The organism is Candidatus Uhrbacteria bacterium, from assembly GCA_016699205.1.
Lineage (GTDB): Bacteria > Patescibacteriota > Patescibacteriia > 2-12-FULL-60-25 > 2-12-FULL-60-25 > CAIXDN01.
The window spans coordinates 440955-458511 of the sequence record CP064964.1; the positions used below are offsets into that span (position 1 = coordinate 440955).

At 54.0% G+C, this 17557-nt stretch carries 21 protein-coding genes; 3 read left to right on the forward strand and 18 right to left on the reverse strand.

The annotated features are described in order from the left end of the window. Position 1: 1 nt before the first annotated feature. Genes IPH19_02180 through IPH19_02200 form a run of 5 tightly spaced genes read right to left on the reverse strand, consistent with a single transcriptional unit; the run spans position 2 to position 3974 of the window. Positions 2-832: a glycosyltransferase family 2 protein gene (locus tag IPH19_02180; GenBank protein QQR61248.1), complete on the reverse strand. Its 831-nt coding sequence runs from the start codon at positions 830-832 to the stop codon at positions 2-4. After that, entirely contained in the window at positions 805-1473 is a 669-nt protein-coding gene (locus tag IPH19_02185) for a glycosyltransferase family 2 protein (protein ID QQR61249.1), read from the reverse strand. Before IPH19_02185 ends, IPH19_02180 begins: the two co-directional genes overlap by 28 nt. A gap of 4 nt (positions 1474-1477) precedes the next feature. Continuing rightward, positions 1478-2962, reverse strand: a complete 1485-nt coding sequence (locus IPH19_02190) for a glycosyltransferase family 2 protein (GenBank protein QQR61250.1) — start codon at positions 2960-2962, stop codon at positions 1478-1480. Next, positions 2959-3360 carry a hypothetical protein gene (locus tag IPH19_02195; protein QQR61251.1) on the reverse strand — a complete coding sequence of 134 codons (402 nt, stop codon included), beginning with the start codon at positions 3358-3360 and terminating at the stop codon, positions 2959-2961. Before IPH19_02195 ends, IPH19_02190 begins: the two co-directional genes overlap by 4 nt. A 5-nt stretch (positions 3361-3365) precedes the next feature. Next, positions 3366-3974 carry a winged helix-turn-helix transcriptional regulator gene (locus tag IPH19_02200; GenBank protein ID QQR61252.1) on the reverse strand — a complete coding sequence of 203 codons (609 nt, stop codon included), beginning with the start codon at positions 3972-3974 and terminating at the stop codon, positions 3366-3368. Positions 3975-4106: 132 nt separating this feature from the next. Here IPH19_02200 and IPH19_02205 point away from each other — a divergent pair, with 132 nt between their 5' ends. From IPH19_02205 to IPH19_02215, 3 genes are all read left to right on the forward strand, one after another. Then, a complete protein-coding gene (locus IPH19_02205) occupies positions 4107-6167 on the forward strand; it encodes a hypothetical protein (GenBank protein QQR61253.1) in 2061 nt (686 codons plus the stop codon). 103 nt (positions 6168-6270) lie between these two features. Next, positions 6271-6510, forward strand: a complete 240-nt coding sequence (locus tag IPH19_02210) for a hypothetical protein (protein QQR61254.1) — start codon at positions 6271-6273, stop codon at positions 6508-6510. A gap of 66 nt (positions 6511-6576) precedes the next feature. Continuing rightward, entirely contained in the window at positions 6577-7404 is an 828-nt protein-coding gene (locus IPH19_02215) for a hypothetical protein (protein ID QQR61255.1), read from the forward strand. Positions 7405-7442: 38 nt separating this feature from the next. On the opposite strand, the gene rplL is transcribed toward IPH19_02215, so the two are convergent. The 13 genes from rplL to IPH19_02280 all read right to left on the reverse strand — a co-directional run bounded on the left by rplL (position 7443) and on the right by IPH19_02280 (position 17548). Beyond that, the gene (gene rplL, locus IPH19_02220) at positions 7443-7835 is read right to left on the reverse strand and encodes a 50S ribosomal protein L7/L12 (GenBank protein ID QQR61256.1); all 393 of its coding nucleotides are present in this window, start codon (positions 7833-7835) and stop codon (positions 7443-7445) included. A gap of 23 nt (positions 7836-7858) precedes the next feature. Then, positions 7859-8512 carry a 50S ribosomal protein L10 gene (locus tag IPH19_02225; GenBank protein ID QQR61257.1) on the reverse strand — a complete coding sequence of 218 codons (654 nt, stop codon included), beginning with the start codon at positions 8510-8512 and terminating at the stop codon, positions 7859-7861. A 236-nt stretch (positions 8513-8748) separates the two neighbouring features. After that, the gene (locus tag IPH19_02230; GenBank protein QQR61258.1) at positions 8749-9096 is read right to left on the reverse strand and encodes a phage holin family protein; all 348 of its coding nucleotides are present in this window, start codon (positions 9094-9096) and stop codon (positions 8749-8751) included. Positions 9097-9108: 12 nt separating this feature from the next. Next, positions 9109-9306, reverse strand: a complete 198-nt coding sequence (gene xseB / locus IPH19_02235) for an exodeoxyribonuclease VII small subunit (GenBank protein ID QQR61259.1) — start codon at positions 9304-9306, stop codon at positions 9109-9111. 3 nt (positions 9307-9309) lie between these two features. Continuing rightward, a complete protein-coding gene (xseA, locus tag IPH19_02240) occupies positions 9310-10425 on the reverse strand; it encodes an exodeoxyribonuclease VII large subunit (GenBank protein QQR61260.1) in 1116 nt (371 codons plus the stop codon). Further along, positions 10406-11518 carry a CapA family protein gene (locus IPH19_02245; protein QQR61261.1) on the reverse strand — a complete coding sequence of 371 codons (1113 nt, stop codon included), beginning with the start codon at positions 11516-11518 and terminating at the stop codon, positions 10406-10408. The genes xseA and IPH19_02245 overlap by 20 nt, the downstream gene beginning before the upstream one ends. Further along, positions 11503-11943: a hypothetical protein gene (locus IPH19_02250; protein QQR61262.1), complete on the reverse strand. Its 441-nt coding sequence runs from the start codon at positions 11941-11943 to the stop codon at positions 11503-11505. Before IPH19_02250 ends, IPH19_02245 begins: the two co-directional genes overlap by 16 nt. A gap of 3 nt (positions 11944-11946) precedes the next feature. Then, complete coding sequence (locus IPH19_02255) at positions 11947-13014, reverse strand: GerMN domain-containing protein (protein ID QQR61263.1); 1068 nt, start codon at positions 13012-13014, stop codon at positions 11947-11949. A gap of 5 nt (positions 13015-13019) precedes the next feature. Continuing rightward, positions 13020-13850: a C39 family peptidase gene (locus tag IPH19_02260; protein QQR61264.1), complete on the reverse strand. Its 831-nt coding sequence runs from the start codon at positions 13848-13850 to the stop codon at positions 13020-13022. Between the two features lie 103 nt (positions 13851-13953). Continuing rightward, on the reverse strand, positions 13954-14994 hold the full coding sequence (locus IPH19_02265; GenBank protein QQR61265.1) for a hypothetical protein: 1041 nt from the start codon (positions 14992-14994) through the stop codon (positions 13954-13956). Positions 14995-15150: 156 nt separating this feature from the next. Continuing rightward, positions 15151-15678: a hypothetical protein gene (locus IPH19_02270; GenBank protein QQR61266.1), complete on the reverse strand. Its 528-nt coding sequence runs from the start codon at positions 15676-15678 to the stop codon at positions 15151-15153. A 142-nt stretch (positions 15679-15820) separates the two neighbouring features. Continuing rightward, complete coding sequence (locus IPH19_02275; GenBank protein QQR61356.1) at positions 15821-16288, reverse strand: peptidylprolyl isomerase; 468 nt, start codon at positions 16286-16288, stop codon at positions 15821-15823. Positions 16289-16573: 285 nt separating this feature from the next. Further along, positions 16574-17548, reverse strand: a complete 975-nt coding sequence (locus IPH19_02280) for a hypothetical protein (protein ID QQR61267.1) — start codon at positions 17546-17548, stop codon at positions 16574-16576. Positions 17549-17557: the final 9 nt, after the last annotated feature.

The following is a 17557-nucleotide window of genomic DNA, read 5'->3' on the forward strand; positions in this document are numbered from 1 at the left end:
ATTATACCGCTTTTGAGCGAGGATCGGGGGAACCGAGATGTTTCAAGAAATATTTGACTCCGCTCGCGAGGTGCACGCGCGCCAATTTATTGGTGATGAATTCCCATGGGAAACGGATGCGGCTCTCGCGTCCGTGATAGTGCATGAAGCGTGAAACCGGGGCGTAGGTAACGCGATGACCGGCGGACCAAGCGCGGCGGCAGATATCCGCTTCTTCAAAATACATAAAGAAGCGCGGATCAAAATGACCGATGTTATTGAGGACGTTTTTACGGATGAGCATGGCGGCGCCGAGTACCCAGTCGACATCCTGCTCGAGAGCGCGGTCCATATCTTTCATGACATAGCGGTCGAGGGATTTGCGGGCGGTTGGGAATCGACCCAAAAATGTGCGGCGGAGAACCGGGGTGAGCAAGTTCGGGAAACGATAACAGGATTCCTGATCGGAGCCGTCGGGATTCAAAATGCGCGGACCGCTAATGCCGACATCAGGACGAACATGCATCCATTCAAGCCAAGCTTCTACCTCGCCCGGAAATACGGTGACATCAGGATTAAAAAGGAGGATGTACTCGCCACGCGCTTCTGCGAGAGCAAGATTGTTGCCAGCTCCGTATCCGATATTGGCCGGACTCTCAACGATGCGTACCCAAGGGAAACGCTCGCGAACCATCTCGATCGTGCCGTCGCCGGAGGCGTTGTCGACCAGAATGTATTCAAAAGGAAATCGAAAACCCGCCTCCTCAACACCCTTAAACAACTGACGGATGTGGTGAGGAGTCTTATAGTTCACCGTAACGAAGGTTACGAGCGGGGTGCGCGCCTGGTCCATACCCACGTCCAATACCGCAAAAAGCCCGGGCTGGCAAGCGTTGCGCCGGGCTGTAGCCATGCTATCGCTTCTTCAATCTGACGACCTTTGGCCCCTGTTTGCGAGAACTTCCAGAGAAAATCCTGTATCGCCAAGTCCTTGCCGTGACGCGGATCAGGGCGGAGCGAACCGATATCCTGAGCACGGATCATGACGCAGGCAGCGGAGAGATCTTCTGGCCGAGTTGGCATCACGCGGTCATCGCTGAGCAGGAGCTCTCCTTCTGTTGAATCCGGATCATACGAGGCGCGAGCCAAGGAAGGCCAGGCAAAAATAAGCGATTCGTCTTTTTGAAATGCATCAAGCATTGCTTGAAGCATGTTGGGCGCAAAGACGAGATCGCCGCGGGACATGATGAAAAATTCCGCACCAGATGCCAGCTCCATCGCCTGCGACATGGAACGGGACAAACTTTGCGGACGCAGATTACGTAATACGTAAACCGGAGGCTCGGTCGGCGTGGAGCGGGTGCCGCTGTTATCAACGACTACAGCTTGCCAGTCATGGAAGGTCTGGGCAGATAGACTTTCTAAAAAGGCAGGCAAACGCGTTCCGAGGTCGTCGGAAGCCACGTGTACGGACACGCGTTTGGTGGTGCTCATAGGATTAATCGACTTTACGCTTTTGTGAAACGTTGAAACCAAGATACTTTCCAAACATGAGACGCGTCTGCGCATCGAGAGCTGGTAGGGCACCGAAGATGACGAATGTCACAGGCGAAAGAAGCCACTGAGCCGTGAAGATCAATGCAGCGTATGGGCGCGAGTAGTGCTTTGGACGAGGCGGGAGCAGTGTCAGCGCGAGACCGGCCGATACAAACAAGCCGACCATCGAGAGACGCATAAGCCACTCGAGCGTGAATGGCGTGTTTTGGAAGACGGCAAATGATCGGAGCTGTTCCGGTGCTGCCCAGAATGGAAGGTAGCCGAGAATCAATACGATGAATGGAGCTGTCGCCCAGGTGTACATGCCTTCCACTTGTTTGAAGAGCCACCAAAACTTGGTACGAAACGGCATTTCCTTGTCTTTGCTGAAAGCCTCCACCATGTAGGGAAAATTTTCCACGCCCCAAGCCCAGCGACGCAGCTGTTTATAGAGCGCGCCGAGAGCGGGAACGTATTTTCCGGTCATCACGGTATCCATCGAGACAGGCAAATGTACCGGAGTCACGCGATAACGTCCGTGATAGTGTACGAGACCCTGAAGAAAGATGTGCGAATCTTCCGAGACCATATCCTTTACCCAGTAGCCAACATCCATCAGCATGCGGAGCGACATCGAGTGCGAAGAAAAGGTCATCATGCCCTCTGGACGTGCGAGCTCGGTCATCAGCCAAAAGGTTGTACCGAACATAGCAACGCGGACCGCGGCCGGAGATTCCCAAAGATTGTTATTGTAGAGCGCAACAGGCTGATAGGAGCTGCGCGTCGGTTCTGGAACCGTAAGATAATGCCATGTCAGCGCCGAGAAGTACTGCGGGTGAACGATGGTGTCGACATCAAAAGACGAGACAATCGTTTTTTCCGGATCAAGACCTTCGGCAACAAGCTTAGGAACAACCTGATTTGCCGACCAATTCAAGTTTGAGCCCTTGCCCGGGATTTCATCGGGTAGGTTTTTGGGATGAATGGTCGTCAGAAGACCGCCAAAATGCTCGGCAAATTGCGGTACGAGGTCATTGGCGATGAACTGGAAATTTTCTGCGTCACGCTCTTCACCTGCGAGCACGATAATCATGCGCTTGGCTGGGTAGGAACAGCGCATGAGCGAGTGAAGGGTTTCACGAATCACGCCCTTCTCTTCTTTATACGTCGGAAGAAAGACAAGATGACGGATGCCGTCGTAGCCCGGAAGGAATGAGGCGTCGTGCTGCCAATCGCGCTTCAAGGCTAAGCGATACAACCACCAAGACCAGAGGAGGAATGGAATAAAATAGATGATGCGGAGCAGCCAGTACAGATCAAAGATAATAATGATATACACCATCCAAAGCGGCTTCGCGAAAGACAGAACCACGGACAAGATGAGCGTGGTCCAGACCAGGGCTCCTGGGATGATTTCCAGGAAGCGTTGGTAGCGAGTGCGTGTCATGGTTTCTTGGGAATGGTGATGTTGGGCTCTTTGTCGTAAATGGGTGCGACGTAGGAGGATGCTTTCTGTTTCCAGATTCCAGCCGTGAGCTGATGCGAGAGAACTGGAAGATCATGAGCTTCATCGACTGTGATACCGATCAGTGGGATATCCAGCAGGCGCGCGATCATGTTGGCATCAAGGACTCCGGCGCGGACGGATGAGAATGACCCGGGTCCGGCAACGACACAGACTCCCTCGATCTTCTTTAAGCCCTTGTTACCCATGGTTTTAGCGAGTTTAGGCAGAAGACCAACCGTTCTCCCTTGGATTGAGGTGATTTGTGGGAGCTTTCCGTCTTCCAGGATCGCAAAACGCGCTTCTCCAGGCGCGTGCGTATCGAGAAAGAGCCAGGCCATACCGATTAAGCCGTGTGATCGCGTTCGTTCAAGCGATCGACGACGACATTTTTGGCCGACTCGAGAATTCCGTACAAGAATTTATCTGTCATGTCTTTACGGTAACGGAATTCTTCCGGCGACATGACGGTGAAGTTGATTTCGTAGCCGAGCGATTTCTCGGAAGCGGCGACAAGCGCTTTCAATTTATTCTGGTCGACCGTGCCAACGATAAAGAGATCGACCGGGGCTTTGGCTTTTCCGAGGAAGACACCAAGGAAGGCGAGGTAGCGGACATCGCCCAAACGGAGGATCTCCTGGTCGAGACGGCCCTCGAGCAAAATCTGCGCACGCATGATGAGTGCGGAAATTTCCGGCAGGAGCTTGAAGGTCGGATTGATCTTATAATATTTCTTCTTGAGACCTGGCTGGCGTTTGCCTTTGGATTCTTCTCCCTCGACAACTTCCATGATCAAACCAAGCTTCACGAGGTTGGAAAGCTCGCGACGCACAGCGTTGATTTGGGTGCCGACGCGGCGGGTGATCTCGCGCACAAAAAGCGGCTCATCCTGGTGGCGGAGAAACAGGCTCAATAACTTGACCCGAGTCCGTGATCCAAATAGGTGTTCAAGCATACAGACCCCATAAGCATGCCCGAGTACTCACCGCTTGACAAGGCAAGGAATTGTCCGGAAAGGCGTCTGGACGAGCCGGAACTATTGCCCGTATACTCGACCTATTCCCGTTCGATTTTGCGAGGAAATACCATGGAATATCCCCTACGCATCGCCGAGATAGAGGTAAGCCAAGCGGCCGCTGATGAGCGGATCGTTGGATTGTTCCGTTATGACTCGGAATCTGGAGGTCGCAAGGGTCCGACCCTGCTTATCTTGGCGGACATTTCATCGACCTTGTACGCCTATGAACAACTCCTTGACGCGCTGAACGCGGCAGCGGAGCAGACTCGTACTCTTCTCTCCGGAACCGGTATCGACTCCATGGCGCGTTTTGAGAAGCTGGTCGAGCGCTTGAATGAAGCGGTGGCCGAGTTTGTGGAACGAGAACCGAGCGAGCTCGCTTGGCATCGCGTAAACTTGTTTATCGTCGAGGTGTTTGAGGGTCGCGTATGCGTTGCCGGCATCGGACAGCTCTCGAATATCTTTTTGCAGAAGCAGGCTGATGGCACATTCCGCAGTTTTGATTTGCTTGGCTCACTCGACATGCCGGCGGAGATCGATCCAAGAAAACCGTTTGCATCGATCTTGTGCGGCGATCTACGCAATGGCGATGTGATGTTCCTTGGAACCAATAACTTTGAACGTCTGCGCGGCGAGCTCGGCATGGTTGCGAAGCTGAAAGAATTGCCGCCGATTACGGCCGCCCTTGAGATCAAGCAGGAGTTGGAACGCCGTGGCATTCCGGATGACTTTGCTGCCGTCGTGGTTGCGCAGGTGGCGACATCCACTCGTCCGGTCGAGGCCGTGGTTACGAATGAACCAAAGAGCACGAACTCGGTAGAAAAGATGCGTTCTGAAGAGAAAAAGACGGAAGAGATCCTCTCCCCTTCTATTTCACCGCCAAAACCAGCCATGACCTTGGTTGGTTTGTGGGCACGCGCTCGGGACACGGTTAGCCGGAGATCGCAGGCGGCTAAATCGCCAAGAACAAAGAATCCGGTTTCCATGGCGAGTATGCGCGGAATGAATGCCGGACATGGCAGCATTTTGAGCGCGGATCGAAAGCGCACGTTACTTATTGCGATTGCGATCCTGCTTGTTTTGGGTGGTATTGGTGCTTGGTTCTATTCACGCCAGAAATTTACAGCCGAGCAGCAGCTTTGGAATGCTGTCTTTGATCAGGCAACGGATAAAAAGACACGTGCTGAGAGCGATCTCGTCTATGGAAATGAAGAGCGTACGCGATCGTTGATGGCGGAGGCACAGAACCTACTTGGTACATTGGATGATAAGACGGCGGATCGAAAAGCAGCGAAGGAAGGCTTGAGCAACGAATTACAGGAATTGGCTCTTAAACTTAAGCGCGAGCAGAAGGTTGCGCCGATCGAACTTGCAACCGCATCGCTTGGAGCGCCGGATGGCTCGTTCATCTCCCCCGCTTTCAAAGACGGCAAGATTTATGTGATGGATTTGGCAGGAGAAAGCTTGGTCGAGGTTAATCCTCTTAATAAAGAGAATAAGCGCTATCGACTTCCCGATGGAACGGCGCGTATTACATCGGTGGCAGCGGGTGCGAGCGGTCTCTACTTGATTACGGAAGCTAAAACCATGCTTTCGTTTGATACGGCCGCTGGTACCTACCTCTCGACCAGTTGGACGAATAAGGCCTCGAGCACACAAGGACTCGTTCTTTACGGACGCCGCTTCTACGTTCTCGATACGCTCGCCAATATGATCTGGCGTTATGCGCCGGTTGGAGGAGGCGTTGCCCAGGAGCAGGCGTACCTCAAGCAGAATTCCTCGCCGCTGTCGGATGCAGCAGGCATGGCCATCGACTCAAATGTCTACGTCGCCTGGAAGAATGGTTCAATCCGACGATACCTCTCGGGTGCCGAGGAGAGCTGGAGCGTTGTCACGGTTGATCCTCCGCTGCAGAGCGCATCCGGTATCTGGACGGCGGCGGAAACGGATCGCGTCGTTGTCTCGGATCCGGCAGGTAAGCGCGTCCTCGTCTACAGAAAAGATGGACGATTGGTAGCGCAGCTCGTCTCGGACAGTTGGACATCGCCGACAGCGGTTTACGGCGATGAGGTCGGGAAAAAGCTCTACGTTGTTGATGGAAACAAGCTTTGGCAGGTGGAGCTTCCATAATCACGCAACAGAGTCACACATCATACAAAAACGACCCCACCCAGGGCCGTTCTTGTTTATGAGTATGATTATGATGCGTGACTATGATATACTCCCCGAAGCTATGCAAAAGAAAATAAAAAGCTCTTTAAAGAAAGCGAGTCCAGCCAAGCCGACTCTCTCGCTGACGATGTGGATCGGATTTTGGTCGCTCGTGTTTTGTACCATGATCATGATCGTCGCGACGTTTACATCGGCTATTCAGCCTTTGCTGAACTTGCCAGCTTATGATGCTGCTGCTGATATCGCCGAGATCAAACAAGATTTGGATCAGGCAGTGACGGCACTGGAAGCGGCCGAATAATCAGATAAGAAATGAAAAAACTCGCTTCGGCGAGTTTTTTCGTGTATTATAGTGACAATAAACAATATGGCCGTCACAACAAAAAGAAAAGTTACTGCAAAGAAAGAAACAACAACCGTGAGACGCGAGCGATTGCGATTACGCGATTGGATGCTTTTCTGGATTTTGGTACTCGCGAATGTCGCACTTGTGTGTGCGATTTTTGGGAATATCGATGTGAATACGTTGAAGCCAGCTGGTATGGGAAATGAGGACGGGCAATCGAACCAGACGATGAGAGAGAGCGAGCTTGAAGCACAAGTCGCTGTACTTGAAGGAGATCTGAGCCGACTGCAGAAAGATTTAGAGACGCGGCCTATTAGCAGTACTGGGTACACTCAATCCGGTAATTATGACTTTGACCAGGAGTGCTACGCTCCCGACTCTGAAGCTGCGCCGGGTGCAGCCGAGACGTATATTCCTTACAGAGATCCGAAGACCTCGGTTTTATTTAATGTCCCATATAACTTTTCTTGGGGAACAACGAATTGTCCTCCGGTTCAAATTCAGTTTGATGGAGAACAGGATGTGATCTCGTTTGGCCCATCTGTGGGGGGCGAAGGTGGTGAGGCGCGTGACTCAGGTCTTCGAATCTCTGCCGCGACAACGACCGCTGCTGCACTTGCAGGCGCTCGTATAGAGCTTACCGGATCTGAAACCTCCGATTCATCTATCAGACAGCGCACGATAAATGGATTAGCCGTATATAGTTATAGAATTGAATATGGACTTGGTGGCGGGCTTAACATCTGGCTAGCGGTGGGTAGAAACTATACGTATCGATTGAGTTCTAACTCTTGGCTCACGGACGCAGAAGCCATCAAAATCATTCAAAGCCTGCGCGTAACGAAGTAAAACAAAAACGCTCCCTCTCGGGAGCGTTTTTATGTCGATTATTTCAGGTTGACCTTTCCACCTGCTTCCTCGATCTTCTTCTTCATCTCCTCGGCTTCCGCCTTGGCGACGTTTTCCTTGATGACCTTTGGGGCGCCGTCGACCATGTCCTTGGCTTCCTTCAAGCCAAGACCAGTGATTTCACGAACGACCTTGATCACGGCGATCTTGTTTCCACCGGCTTCAGCGAGCTCGATGTTAAAGACAGACTTCTCTTCTGCAGCGGCGGCACCAGCGCCAGCGGCCATCATGACCGGAGCGGCGGCGGAGACACCGAATTTGTCCTCGAGGAGCTTCACGAGTTCAGCGAGCTCGATGACCGTCAACTTCTCGATGGAATCGACGAGTCCCTGGAACTTGGCCGGGACTTCGACCTGTTTCATTTCAGACATAATAAGTGGATACGTTGTTGGGATTAGGCGGCAGGGGCATCGGTAGCAGGCGCGGCTTCTGGAGCCGGAGCTTCAGGAGCTGGGGCTTCTGCGGCAGGAGCTTCTTCTGCTTTTGGAGCTTCCGCAGGGGCGGCAGCTTCCTCGGCTTTTGGAGCTTCGGCGACAGGAGCGGGAGTCGGGGCGGGCGTACCAGCTTCTTTCTGTTCGCGGTAAGCGTTCAGAAGGCGGGCAAACGCACCAGCAGGACCATTGAGGACGTAGAGAAGCTGGGTGAGCAACTGGGCCTTGGATGGCAGCTTGGAGAGCTGCGTGATGTAGGCCTGGTCGACTACCTGTCCGTCAAAGATACCGCCAACCAATTTGATCGGCTGATCTTTTCCGGCGTCTCCGATGAGCTTGGACGGAGCCATCTCATCTTTCGTCGCCACGGCAACGCCGAGCATACCTGGGAGGGACTTGAAGTTGACGTCGAAGCCAGCTTCTTTGGCGGCAATCGTCAGCAAGGTTTTCTTGGCGACAATATATTCCACGCCCTCGGCATGCATCTTTTTGCGCAACGCCGTGATGTTCTGCACCGACATTCCCTGGTAATCCGAGAAGGCAGCGGACTTGGCGCCTTTGAGGGCGGAGACAAGACCGGCTACGGCCTCAGACTTTTGAGAACGTGTTTTGGGCATAACCGAATAAAAAGACTTGAATTACTTGGTTAACGGACTGCCGTTAAACAAAACGACCACAGAGACTATGTCCTGTGGTCGTGCTTCAAACCCTAAAATTAGGCTTTGTTGCGCGGGCCTCGGCAGGGCCGTGGGCGATTTCTCGCGACACGATTTAGGTCTTGGTGACCCCTGCTTTCTCAGGACTCAGCGATCGTTGGCCCAAGATTAGCCAAAGCCGCCGAGTCCGTCAAGGCTTAGGCTCCGTCGGTAATAAGGACGTTTACGAGCCAGCCGTAGATCGATAAGGCCAAGGCTCCCCAGAAGGCCGGACCAAAGCCAGCAACCGTGAAACCAGGTACCAACCAAGCAGCGAGACCAAAGCAGGCAGCGTTCACAATGAGCGAGAACAAGCCGAGTGTCAGGATCGTGATCGGAAGGGCGAGGACTTGCAGGACCGGACGCACCAAAGCGTTCACGAGACCGATAATCAAAGCGGCGATGAGCGCTACCCAAAAGCTGGCGACAGCGACACCGGGAACCAAGTACGCGACGAGCATGACGCCGAGCGCGGTCAGGACCAAACGGGCAATGAGTTGAATCATATGTTTGTATGGTTAAGAATTTTTAATTTCTTTAATGCGGTTTTCTGCTTCATCGAGTTTTGCCTTGAGTTCTTTGGCGAGCTCTGAGGCGCGCTCATAGCGCTTCATTCCTTCATCGAGATCGGGCTCCCCTTCTTCAAACCAGGAAGCAATCTGTTCCAGCTCGGCGAAGGCTTTGGCAAAGTCGATATCTGATTTCTTTTTAGCCATAATTTAGATGAGTTTTCCTTGCTTCCCTTCAATCATGGCACCAGTCTCGCCATCGCGCAAACCGATCGTAATGGGCATACCTGGCTTCAATTGGGCGACGGCGGAGAGAATATTTCCCTGCGTATCGCGCACGATGGCAAAGCCGCGCTTGAGAATTGCTTCCGGATTAAATGAAGAGACGAGTCGCAAGAGCGAGGCAACGCGCTGACGGAATATCTCGAGCCATCGCTCGGCTCCTAACGTCGCACGCTCGATGATTTCACGGCCGTCGTCGATCTTTTGCAAAAGCGATTCACCAATCCCCTGCTCGAGTGTGGCGATCTCGTAGAGAACGTCGCGGCGGTCGGGAACGAGGCGGCGGGCGGCGTCGGTTGGCGTTGAGCCGCGGACATCGGCAGCTTCTTCTACCAACGTCGTATCACGCTCGTGACCAATGGCAGCGAGAACGGGGAATTTTGATGCGTAGACGGCGCGGACGACACGTTCATCGTTAAAAGCCATCAGCTCTTCGAGCGAACCGCCGCCACGTGTAATGACAATAGCATCGTATGGTCCGTTCTTTTGTGCGCGTTCGATGCAGTTCACGACGGAGTCCGGCGCTTTCTCGCCTTGGACGACCGCGTGATAGAGATCGATCTCGAGACCGCGCCAGCGTTCTTCCACGATGCGTACGAAGTCGCCGTATGCAGCGCTTTCTCGCGAAGCAACGAGGGCGATACGTTGCGGGAAGCGAGCAAGTTGGCGTTTTCGAGACGGATCAAACAAGCCTTCAGCCTCGAGTTTAGCGCGTAGCATCGCCAAGGCTTTTTGGAGGGCGCCTTCACCGACGAGCTCGACACGATCGGCGCTGAAGGAGAATTTTCCGTACTTGGGATAGATACGCGGGAAACCGTAGAGGCGGACGCGCATGCCGTCGGCGAGCGGGAGGTTGAGTTTTCCGAGAACCATAAAGACGGAGACGAGGGCATCGGCGTCTTTCACGTTAAAATTCACCCATTGTCCTTGCGAGACACGGAACTCACTTACTTCTCCTTCCAATGCGACGAGGGTCGGGTCCCAAATCGCTTTGAAGGTATCGTTGGCATAGGTGACGAATTGGCTAACGGTCAGTACTTGCATGCGAAAAGGTTAGCACACCAGATCGGATTTGTTCTGCCAGCTCTTTATCGGAAATTTTTACCAAAGCCTCGAGTCTCTTAGCCCGTTCCTCCCCTTCAACGATGCGCGGCTGGCTTGCATCGATCTGTAATGGGATTGGCTTGATGATGACGCGTTCTCCGAGCTCGATCTCAACGGCCATCCCTTGTCGCGTTCCAATCGACCAGTCTTGATCGAAAACAAAATTGCCCAGCGACCAGACAATCGGCTTGCCTTTGTAGCTCGAGATTCCCTGAACCCAATGCGGGTGTGCGCCGATCACGATATCGACACCGTTATCGATAAACCAATGGGCGAGCTCGACATTTGAGACGTCCGGTTTGTCGCGATACTCGTTGCCCCAATGCATGTAGACGATCACGGTATCGGCCTGTTGCTTGGCGAGCTCGATCGACTGAAGCGCGGCCGTGCGATCGACGGGGTTATCCGTGTTGTTAAACCCAAGAAACGCGAGGCGTGTCGCGTGAAGCGTGGTTGTCGCGAGAGAAATCGCATCATCTTTTACTTGGTGGCCAAAAACAAGGAAGCCGGCGCCACGGAGACGATGGACGGAATCTTCATAGCCGAGATTGCCTTGGTCGAGGGCGTGATTGTTGGCTTGAGAGAACGCGTCGAGGCCTTGTTCTTTCAAAACAGGGATCACCGACGGATCAAATTGGAAATCGATCGTTTTTTCCGGTGGACGGCGCAGATCCGTGACTGGTCCTTCCAAGTTTGCGACGGCGTAATCAAATGATTCAAACCAAGCTGATGGTAATTTTTGAAATGGGTAGGCAGGATCTTTGGAAACGCGCATGCGATCCCTCACCGTGCGGTCGAGCATGATATCGCCAACAAAAATGAGACGGATATTTCTTTGTTCTGGCGTGTCCAAGCCACCATGGGTGACGGGGGCGGTGGAAGTCGAGAGGCCGGGAATGTGAATAACATTGATCCAATCGACAACGGGACAAATTGGTGTGAAGCGGGCGATCAAGATACCAAATACGCCCCCGAGCGCGAGTCCGAGGGCGATGCAAAACACCAAACGCCAAGGCTTCATGCGACCATCCATAAGCCAACCAGACCAAAGTAGATGAAGCCCCAAAAAATATTCGTCAGGATGACGTCGACCATGAACCAATTGTCATGCTTGCGGCCAAAGAGGCCGTGACCCTCGATCGGCATGATGACGAGACCGGTAAATATGGCGAGGGCAAGCGAGTAAAACAGGATTGGGATAAAACCAAAGCCGGAAACGATTTGCTTATCGACTAAGTGAGCAAAGAGTAAGCCAAAAATCAGCGACAAACAGAGATGAACCAAGATACCCAGAAGATGCGCTTCCCGACGACTGATTTCGCGGCCAAATAATTGCGGTTGGTCAATGTCGCGGATGAAGTTTCCGGCCCCTAATCGCGGAGCAATATGCGAAAGAAATGTCATGATGGCTCCGGCTGACATTCCGGCAACGGCACCAACGAGAAGGAGGCTATCCATAGGTTATGGCTGAAGAGATTCTTCCGGTGTTTTGCCCTCTTGTGAGATGACAACGTTACGGACGGATGGGAATTGCTTCAAGGTCTGCTCGATTTGCGCGCGGATCGCGGCGACATTGCAAGAACCGCCGCCGTAGTTACCAAGTTCCGAGCTTAGGACGACCGTTGCCGTACCTCCTGAAACTTTTAATGTAACAAGTTTGGTGTCCGGCGGAATAGCGGAACGCTTGGAGCTCATGGTCGGACCGACAGAGAGGAGCGTACGTAAAGCTGTTTCAACGGGAAGCACGGAACGCGTGACGTCGAGCTCAACTGGCGACATTTCCGAACAGTCGGTTGTTGATCCGGATGGCATGAAAAACTTGGTTTTCATCGAAAGCGTCGGCAGACGGACTGGAATCTTGACGACGTGAATCGGCGAGCCGTTTTCCGCCGAGTACTCGAGAACCTCGAGCGTGCCCGTGCTTGTTTTTGGAACCTGCAAGAGAAATGGACGGATCTCAAATGGTCCGGCTTGTCCGACTTCTTGTGCATTAGCTGTGACAAAACCCTGCTGAAGCACTCCCCCGTTTCCGTCGAGCAAACGCCAGTTAATGGTGTTCTCAAAAGCGATGCCCGTGCCTTGTACAACGAATGGGCTCGTGAGCTGTTGGGACGCAAAAGCAGGATCGACACAGATGAAGTTACGATCGTCACAGGTCATGCCTGTTGGGCGTTCGCGAATTGGCGTTGTTTGTTCTGGCTGAGGCTGAACAATCGGCTCCGACTTTGCCAAACATTGCGGTACACAGACTTGATCGCAAGGTTCACCGAGCTTACAGCCTGCCGGCAAACCGCAATCAATCCAAGTACCACCCGACTCATTGCAGGAGATCTTGGCCGGATTTGTCGTTTCCGAAGGCTGGACGACGGGCGGGCGCGGAGCCGGCTGCTCGCTGCGCTTTGGTAATTGCAACCAGAGCCAAACAAGGCCGAATGAGGCAAAGAGAACAATAATCAGAAAACCGGAGAGACGAAAACCAGCTCCGTTGTCTTCAATCCTTTTTTTGGATGTGGTTTTGGCTTTTGGCATAGGGATTATGGCTTGATGACGATGACGATTTTGCGGCCGAGTTTCATGTCCGTTGCGTTGAAGTCGTGGATGGCGTCGAGCAGGCGTTGTTTTGGATAGAGATAGTCGGGGCCGTTGCGCGTTCCAGGGTCGTTGGTGATCCATTGGCCGTCTTTGGTGTAACCCTTGATGACGAGCATGTGATATTCCGGTCCGCCGTTACGGAAGTTGGGGTTCAAGAGCGCTTTGCCGTGTGCTGGTGCAATGACCGGATAGCCCTTAGCAAGCGCGGCTTTGATATCGGCTTCTGTCGCCTCGATGATTTCTATATTTGGACGGTTGAAGAAATTCTTGGCGGTGTTCATCACGTCTTCCGAGGTTGTGTCTTTGTTATAACCGTAGGTCTCGTCTTCGTAGGCAACGACATCGAGAATGGCTTTGACGCCTTCATCGGGACCAAAGGTTGTTTTGCGTCCATCGTAGTAGGCATCGACCATGATGAGGGAGGCTTCTTCGCAGGCGTCCTCAAATGGTTGAACCCAGTTTTGTTTTGGCGCTTGGAGCAAGAATGGAACAGACAAATTAATTTCTGCCGGGCTGGTTGGATTCGTTGTTGGGGCGGGTGTCGGTGCTGCCGGTTTCGTCGCAGGCTTTGTTGCCGGCTTAGTTGATGGAGTTGTTGTCGTAGCTTGCGCAGTGCTGGTCGGAGGAATGTACGGGATCGCGGCAGGCAGATTTGGGCGGGAATAGTGATACGCTAAATCGCGCAGATTTCCGCGCCAGAGATAGGCCATTCCAGCGAGTGCGATTACGGCGAGAATCGCGACAGAAACACCGATTTGAACACGTTTATTCATGGGGCGATCGTACCTTGAAACAGGGGTTTGATCAACGATTCCGTATAAAAATGAAGGCCCCGGTCCGAAGTACTTCGGACCGGGGCTTCAGATGTTCGCGGATTCAGGGGGCGAGGAGCTTGGCCAGAGTCTTCTCGATGGCCTTGCGTTGGCCGGAGTACTGCTGGAGCTTGAGGCCCGCGATGATGATGTTGTCGAGATCGGGACCCCAGCACGGACCGATGAGCGCGATGCCATCGTCCTCGATGGACTCTCCCTTGGGGAGGGCAAAGAGCATTGGATCGAGCACTCGGCGCGCGCGCTCGTATTCACGCTCGAGCTGTTCGTCGATGCGATGGCGCCGCTCCTGCTCCACCGCCTTGGACCGCATCTCTTGAGCGACACGCTCCGTGCGCTCGCGCTCGATGCGATCCTCGAGCCGCTGGAGAGCGCTCTTCATCTGCGAGAGCTGTCCTTCCATCTGCTCGACGCCTGCCTTGAGACTCGAGATGCCGCTCTGAAGGGTGCGGATGGTCGGGATGACCATGTCGAGCGCGGCGAAGGTCTGCTCGTGGCCCTTGGGCGCGCGCAGCGGGAGGTCGCTCGAGGAGGCGACATGCCGCTCGAAGCTGTAGTAGCCGACCGGAGCGAGCGCGTAGACAGAGAAGCGGGACGCGAGCGAGCTATCGAATGCCCTGATCGCATTCTTGGTGACGGCGGGCTCGTCCCGGTACGCAGCCGGATCGAGATACTCGAAGGGCATGAGGACGAAGCCGAGGTTGTCGGCGAGCGCACGCATGGTGCGGAGGTTCGCCTTGGGCGTCTCGAGGATGAGCGTGCTCAGGTGCGCCACCTGCTTGATCGAAGGCGCATCCATACCATCCGCCAGACCTGGAAGCGATTCTCCCGTCGAGAGCGCGTACTCGATCGCGATGTCCCCGAGCTCTTGCGTGTGCTGCTCGGACTCGCGCATCACTTGAGCGCGAGCCACATCATTCTTGAGACTGCGCTGCGTGATGTAGAAGCTGAGGCTCTTGATGAGCGCATCAGATCCCTTGCTCACGAAGTCCTTGCGCGCGAGCGTCTTGCGCTCACTCGTGCGGAACCGATCCTTGGCGAGCGGCTTGCGATCCGACTCGAGCTTGACCACACTGTGCATGTTCAAACCACTACTCATAGACGCCTTCCTTTCCTCACTCAACCATCAAAGGGACTGTCGTTCTTTATAAGAAAATACTGGTCTTGTCAAGGGTTACCGTCTTCTACAAAAGCCCTCACTCGCGACCGTTTTCACGGGTACGAGATGAGGGCTCTCAGCTATTCAGAAGGGTTGACGGACCAGCAGGATGCGCATCATCGAGCTACGACAATCTCCGATGTCGATGTACGAACTACCTATCGACATTTGGTCTGTGCGGCTAGACAGTGCGTAGCAGATACTCATCGCCTCGACGCGACCAAAAGCCCTCAACGTGCCGACAACGTAGGCTTGATTGTCGGAAGGCAACCTGACTGCGCGGGCGAAATCGACACCCTCTAGATCGATGGCAAATCGGTAGCCTAGCGAGCCGTAATACACCGCAAGGTCGTCCAGATTTGTCCAAAGGGTTTGACGCTGGAATCGACTAGGGATCTTTGCCAGACAGAAGGTGAGTTCCCGTGGCCTTTGATGAAGGTTCACACAGGAGCGATGGAACGTTCTCCTCACTTCTACGATGTGGAAGTTCTCGAACCTGCTTTTCAGCACCTCGGGACTTGGAAGCTTGTAGGTCACGTGAACGCGGTGATGCTCCTCGTCCATCACGCCTGACTCTGACGACAGCGGCAAACGTGCCGCAAGTTCCGCCATTGCATGGATGAGAGTCGGGCTCGTCATGCGACCTCCTTGCACTGTGTGCCTGTCGTGTTTATATCAAAATATACGTTTTGTCAATGCTCTCCTTGAGACTGAAAAGAGCTCCGTACGGAGCTCTTTTTGCTGTTTGTTTTGATTACTCAATCGTCACGCTCACCATCTTTACTTCCGTATTTGGACGATCGTTTCCGTTGCGCGGCGTCATGGAGATTTTGTCGGCGACGTCTTGACCTTCAACGACGCGACCGAAGACAGAATAGTCTGGCGGAAGACCGACGCTATCGACCATGATGAAGAATTGCGAGCCATTGGTGTCGCGGCCAGCGTTGGCCATAGCGACGATACCTTTGCTATACGGAGATTTTACCGGATCGTTCTTGAACTGATAGCCAGGACCGCTCATGCCCGTACCGGTCGGGTCGCCGCCTTGGATCATGAAGCCCGGGATGACGCGGTGGAAAATCGTGCCGTTGTAGAAACCTTTCTTTACGAGATAGACGAAGTTGGAAGCGGCATTTGGACCTTGATCAGGATCGACCTGGACAACGATGTCGCCGAGCGTGGTTTTGATACGGACTTTCTTGTTTACTTCTTGAGCGTCCATGACGCCAGGAAAAGCGAGAGCTTCAGGCATAGGTGTTGGTGTTACAGGAGTAGTTGGAGTTGGTGCATCTGATGGTGACGGGGCTTGGCCGGACTCGGCGGGTGGATCGACTTTGGTATTTGCTGGCGGCTGGCCTTGGCTGGCCGCGTACTGCATGGCGACGGTGTCGCCGTTCATTCCTTGCGTCTCAGGCTCTGCCTGTCCGCAACCGGCTCCGAGAAGCGTTGTTGCGAGTAACGCTGGGAGAATCATTTTTGAGGCGTTCTTCATAGTTTGACGAGTCTATCACAACTCCCACGGCAATCGGAGCGTACTGTCAAAGGAGACGCGTATCGACTCGACGAGAAGTTTTGGCGAGTCCCAGCCGATCGGCGGATGCTCGAGATCAAATCGCGCGAGGTCGAGATGGGAACGGAGGTCCTCCCCTTTTTCATTTCGGACACGCATCGCCGAGGGCTTGGATTCATGCGGCGTGTAATCGAGTTCTGCGAGAACCGCTTTTCCAAATCCTCCCGCCACGAGTTCACGGGCCGCAGCTCGCGCATACCATGCACCAAGATTTGAAGGATGCGCGAGATGATGGCCGTTGCCGGATGGCGTTGGCGGGAGTTTGCGTCCGTATGGAGAAAGCCTGCGGCCGGATGAACCAATGCGGCTAGCGAGACCGCCATTAGCTTTTGCGTGGGCGACGACAACGCGTAAATCATTTGCATCGACTTCCGGCAGAACGCGCAGGAGACGCGATTTAATTTCTTCTGGCGATGCCACATCGGCATGACCGAGACGAATAACGACTTCTTTCCCGCGAATGCCGCCGGCAAAGACGGCGTAGTCGGAGCCGAGCCAGTACCAGTCAGCGTCCATGAGGCGGCGGACTTCTATCGCCTGAAGAATGTGCCGAGCGCGCTCGACCTCGCGAGGAAGTCTTGAATCTGTCTCAGATGTTGCGTAGCCAAAGACGGTAAGCGGATCGCGGTCGCCAAAGAGCGGCGGATCAATCATCGGTTCGATGGCGATGAATGGCTCGGCAGAGAGGCCGGCGTCGATTTGGCCGAGCGTGCGGCGAACAACGGCGGCGACGTCGAAATCGGCTTGGGATTTGGCTTCACCAGCCACAAAAAGCACGCCATGACCGCCGGAAACACGGATATTTAAAAGAGACGCAGGATCGCGCCGGAGATATTCATCGGCGATGGCAGCGGTAACCAGGTCGCAGGCCGTGTCGGGTGCGCCCGGGCCTTCCAAATGCGCCCAAGCCATAGATTGGGC

Bases quoted from the DNA above. Each gene is read 5' to 3' on its own strand.
- IPH19_02180 (QQR61248.1), bottom strand. From the start codon at position 832: ATGGACCAGGCGCGCACCCCGCTCGTAACCTTCGTTACGGTGAACTAT.
- IPH19_02185 (QQR61249.1), bottom strand. From the start codon at position 1,473: ATGAGCACCACCAAACGCGTGTCCGTACACGTGGCTTCCGACGACCTC.
- IPH19_02190 (QQR61250.1), bottom strand. From the start codon at position 2,962: ATGACACGCACTCGCTACCAACGCTTCCTGGAAATCATCCCAGGAGCC.
- IPH19_02195 (QQR61251.1), bottom strand. From the start codon at position 3,360: ATGGCCTGGCTCTTTCTCGATACGCACGCGCCTGGAGAAGCGCGTTTT.
- IPH19_02200 (QQR61252.1), bottom strand. From the start codon at position 3,974: ATGCTTGAACACCTATTTGGATCACGGACTCGGGTCAAGTTATTGAGC.
- IPH19_02205 (QQR61253.1), top strand. From the start codon at position 4,107: ATGGAATATCCCCTACGCATCGCCGAGATAGAGGTAAGCCAAGCGGCC.
- IPH19_02210 (QQR61254.1), top strand. From the start codon at position 6,271: ATGCAAAAGAAAATAAAAAGCTCTTTAAAGAAAGCGAGTCCAGCCAAG.
- IPH19_02215 (QQR61255.1), top strand. From the start codon at position 6,577: ATGGCCGTCACAACAAAAAGAAAAGTTACTGCAAAGAAAGAAACAACA.
- rplL (QQR61256.1), bottom strand. From the start codon at position 7,835: ATGTCTGAAATGAAACAGGTCGAAGTCCCGGCCAAGTTCCAGGGACTC.
- IPH19_02225 (QQR61257.1), bottom strand. From the start codon at position 8,512: ATGCCCAAAACACGTTCTCAAAAGTCTGAGGCCGTAGCCGGTCTTGTC.
- IPH19_02230 (QQR61258.1), bottom strand. From the start codon at position 9,096: ATGATTCAACTCATTGCCCGTTTGGTCCTGACCGCGCTCGGCGTCATG.
- xseB (QQR61259.1), bottom strand. From the start codon at position 9,306: ATGGCTAAAAAGAAATCAGATATCGACTTTGCCAAAGCCTTCGCCGAG.
- xseA (QQR61260.1), bottom strand. From the start codon at position 10,425: ATGCAAGTACTGACCGTTAGCCAATTCGTCACCTATGCCAACGATACC.
- IPH19_02245 (QQR61261.1), bottom strand. From the start codon at position 11,518: ATGGATGGTCGCATGAAGCCTTGGCGTTTGGTGTTTTGCATCGCCCTC.
- IPH19_02250 (QQR61262.1), bottom strand. From the start codon at position 11,943: ATGGATAGCCTCCTTCTCGTTGGTGCCGTTGCCGGAATGTCAGCCGGA.
- IPH19_02255 (QQR61263.1), bottom strand. From the start codon at position 13,014: ATGCCAAAAGCCAAAACCACATCCAAAAAAAGGATTGAAGACAACGGA.
- IPH19_02260 (QQR61264.1), bottom strand. From the start codon at position 13,850: ATGAATAAACGTGTTCAAATCGGTGTTTCTGTCGCGATTCTCGCCGTA.
- IPH19_02270 (QQR61266.1), bottom strand. From the start codon at position 15,678: ATGGCGGAACTTGCGGCACGTTTGCCGCTGTCGTCAGAGTCAGGCGTG.
- IPH19_02275 (QQR61356.1), bottom strand. From the start codon at position 16,288: ATGGACGCTCAAGAAGTAAACAAGAAAGTCCGTATCAAAACCACGCTC.
- IPH19_02280 (QQR61267.1), bottom strand. From the start codon at position 17,548: ATGGCTTGGGCGCATTTGGAAGGCCCGGGCGCACCCGACACGGCCTGC.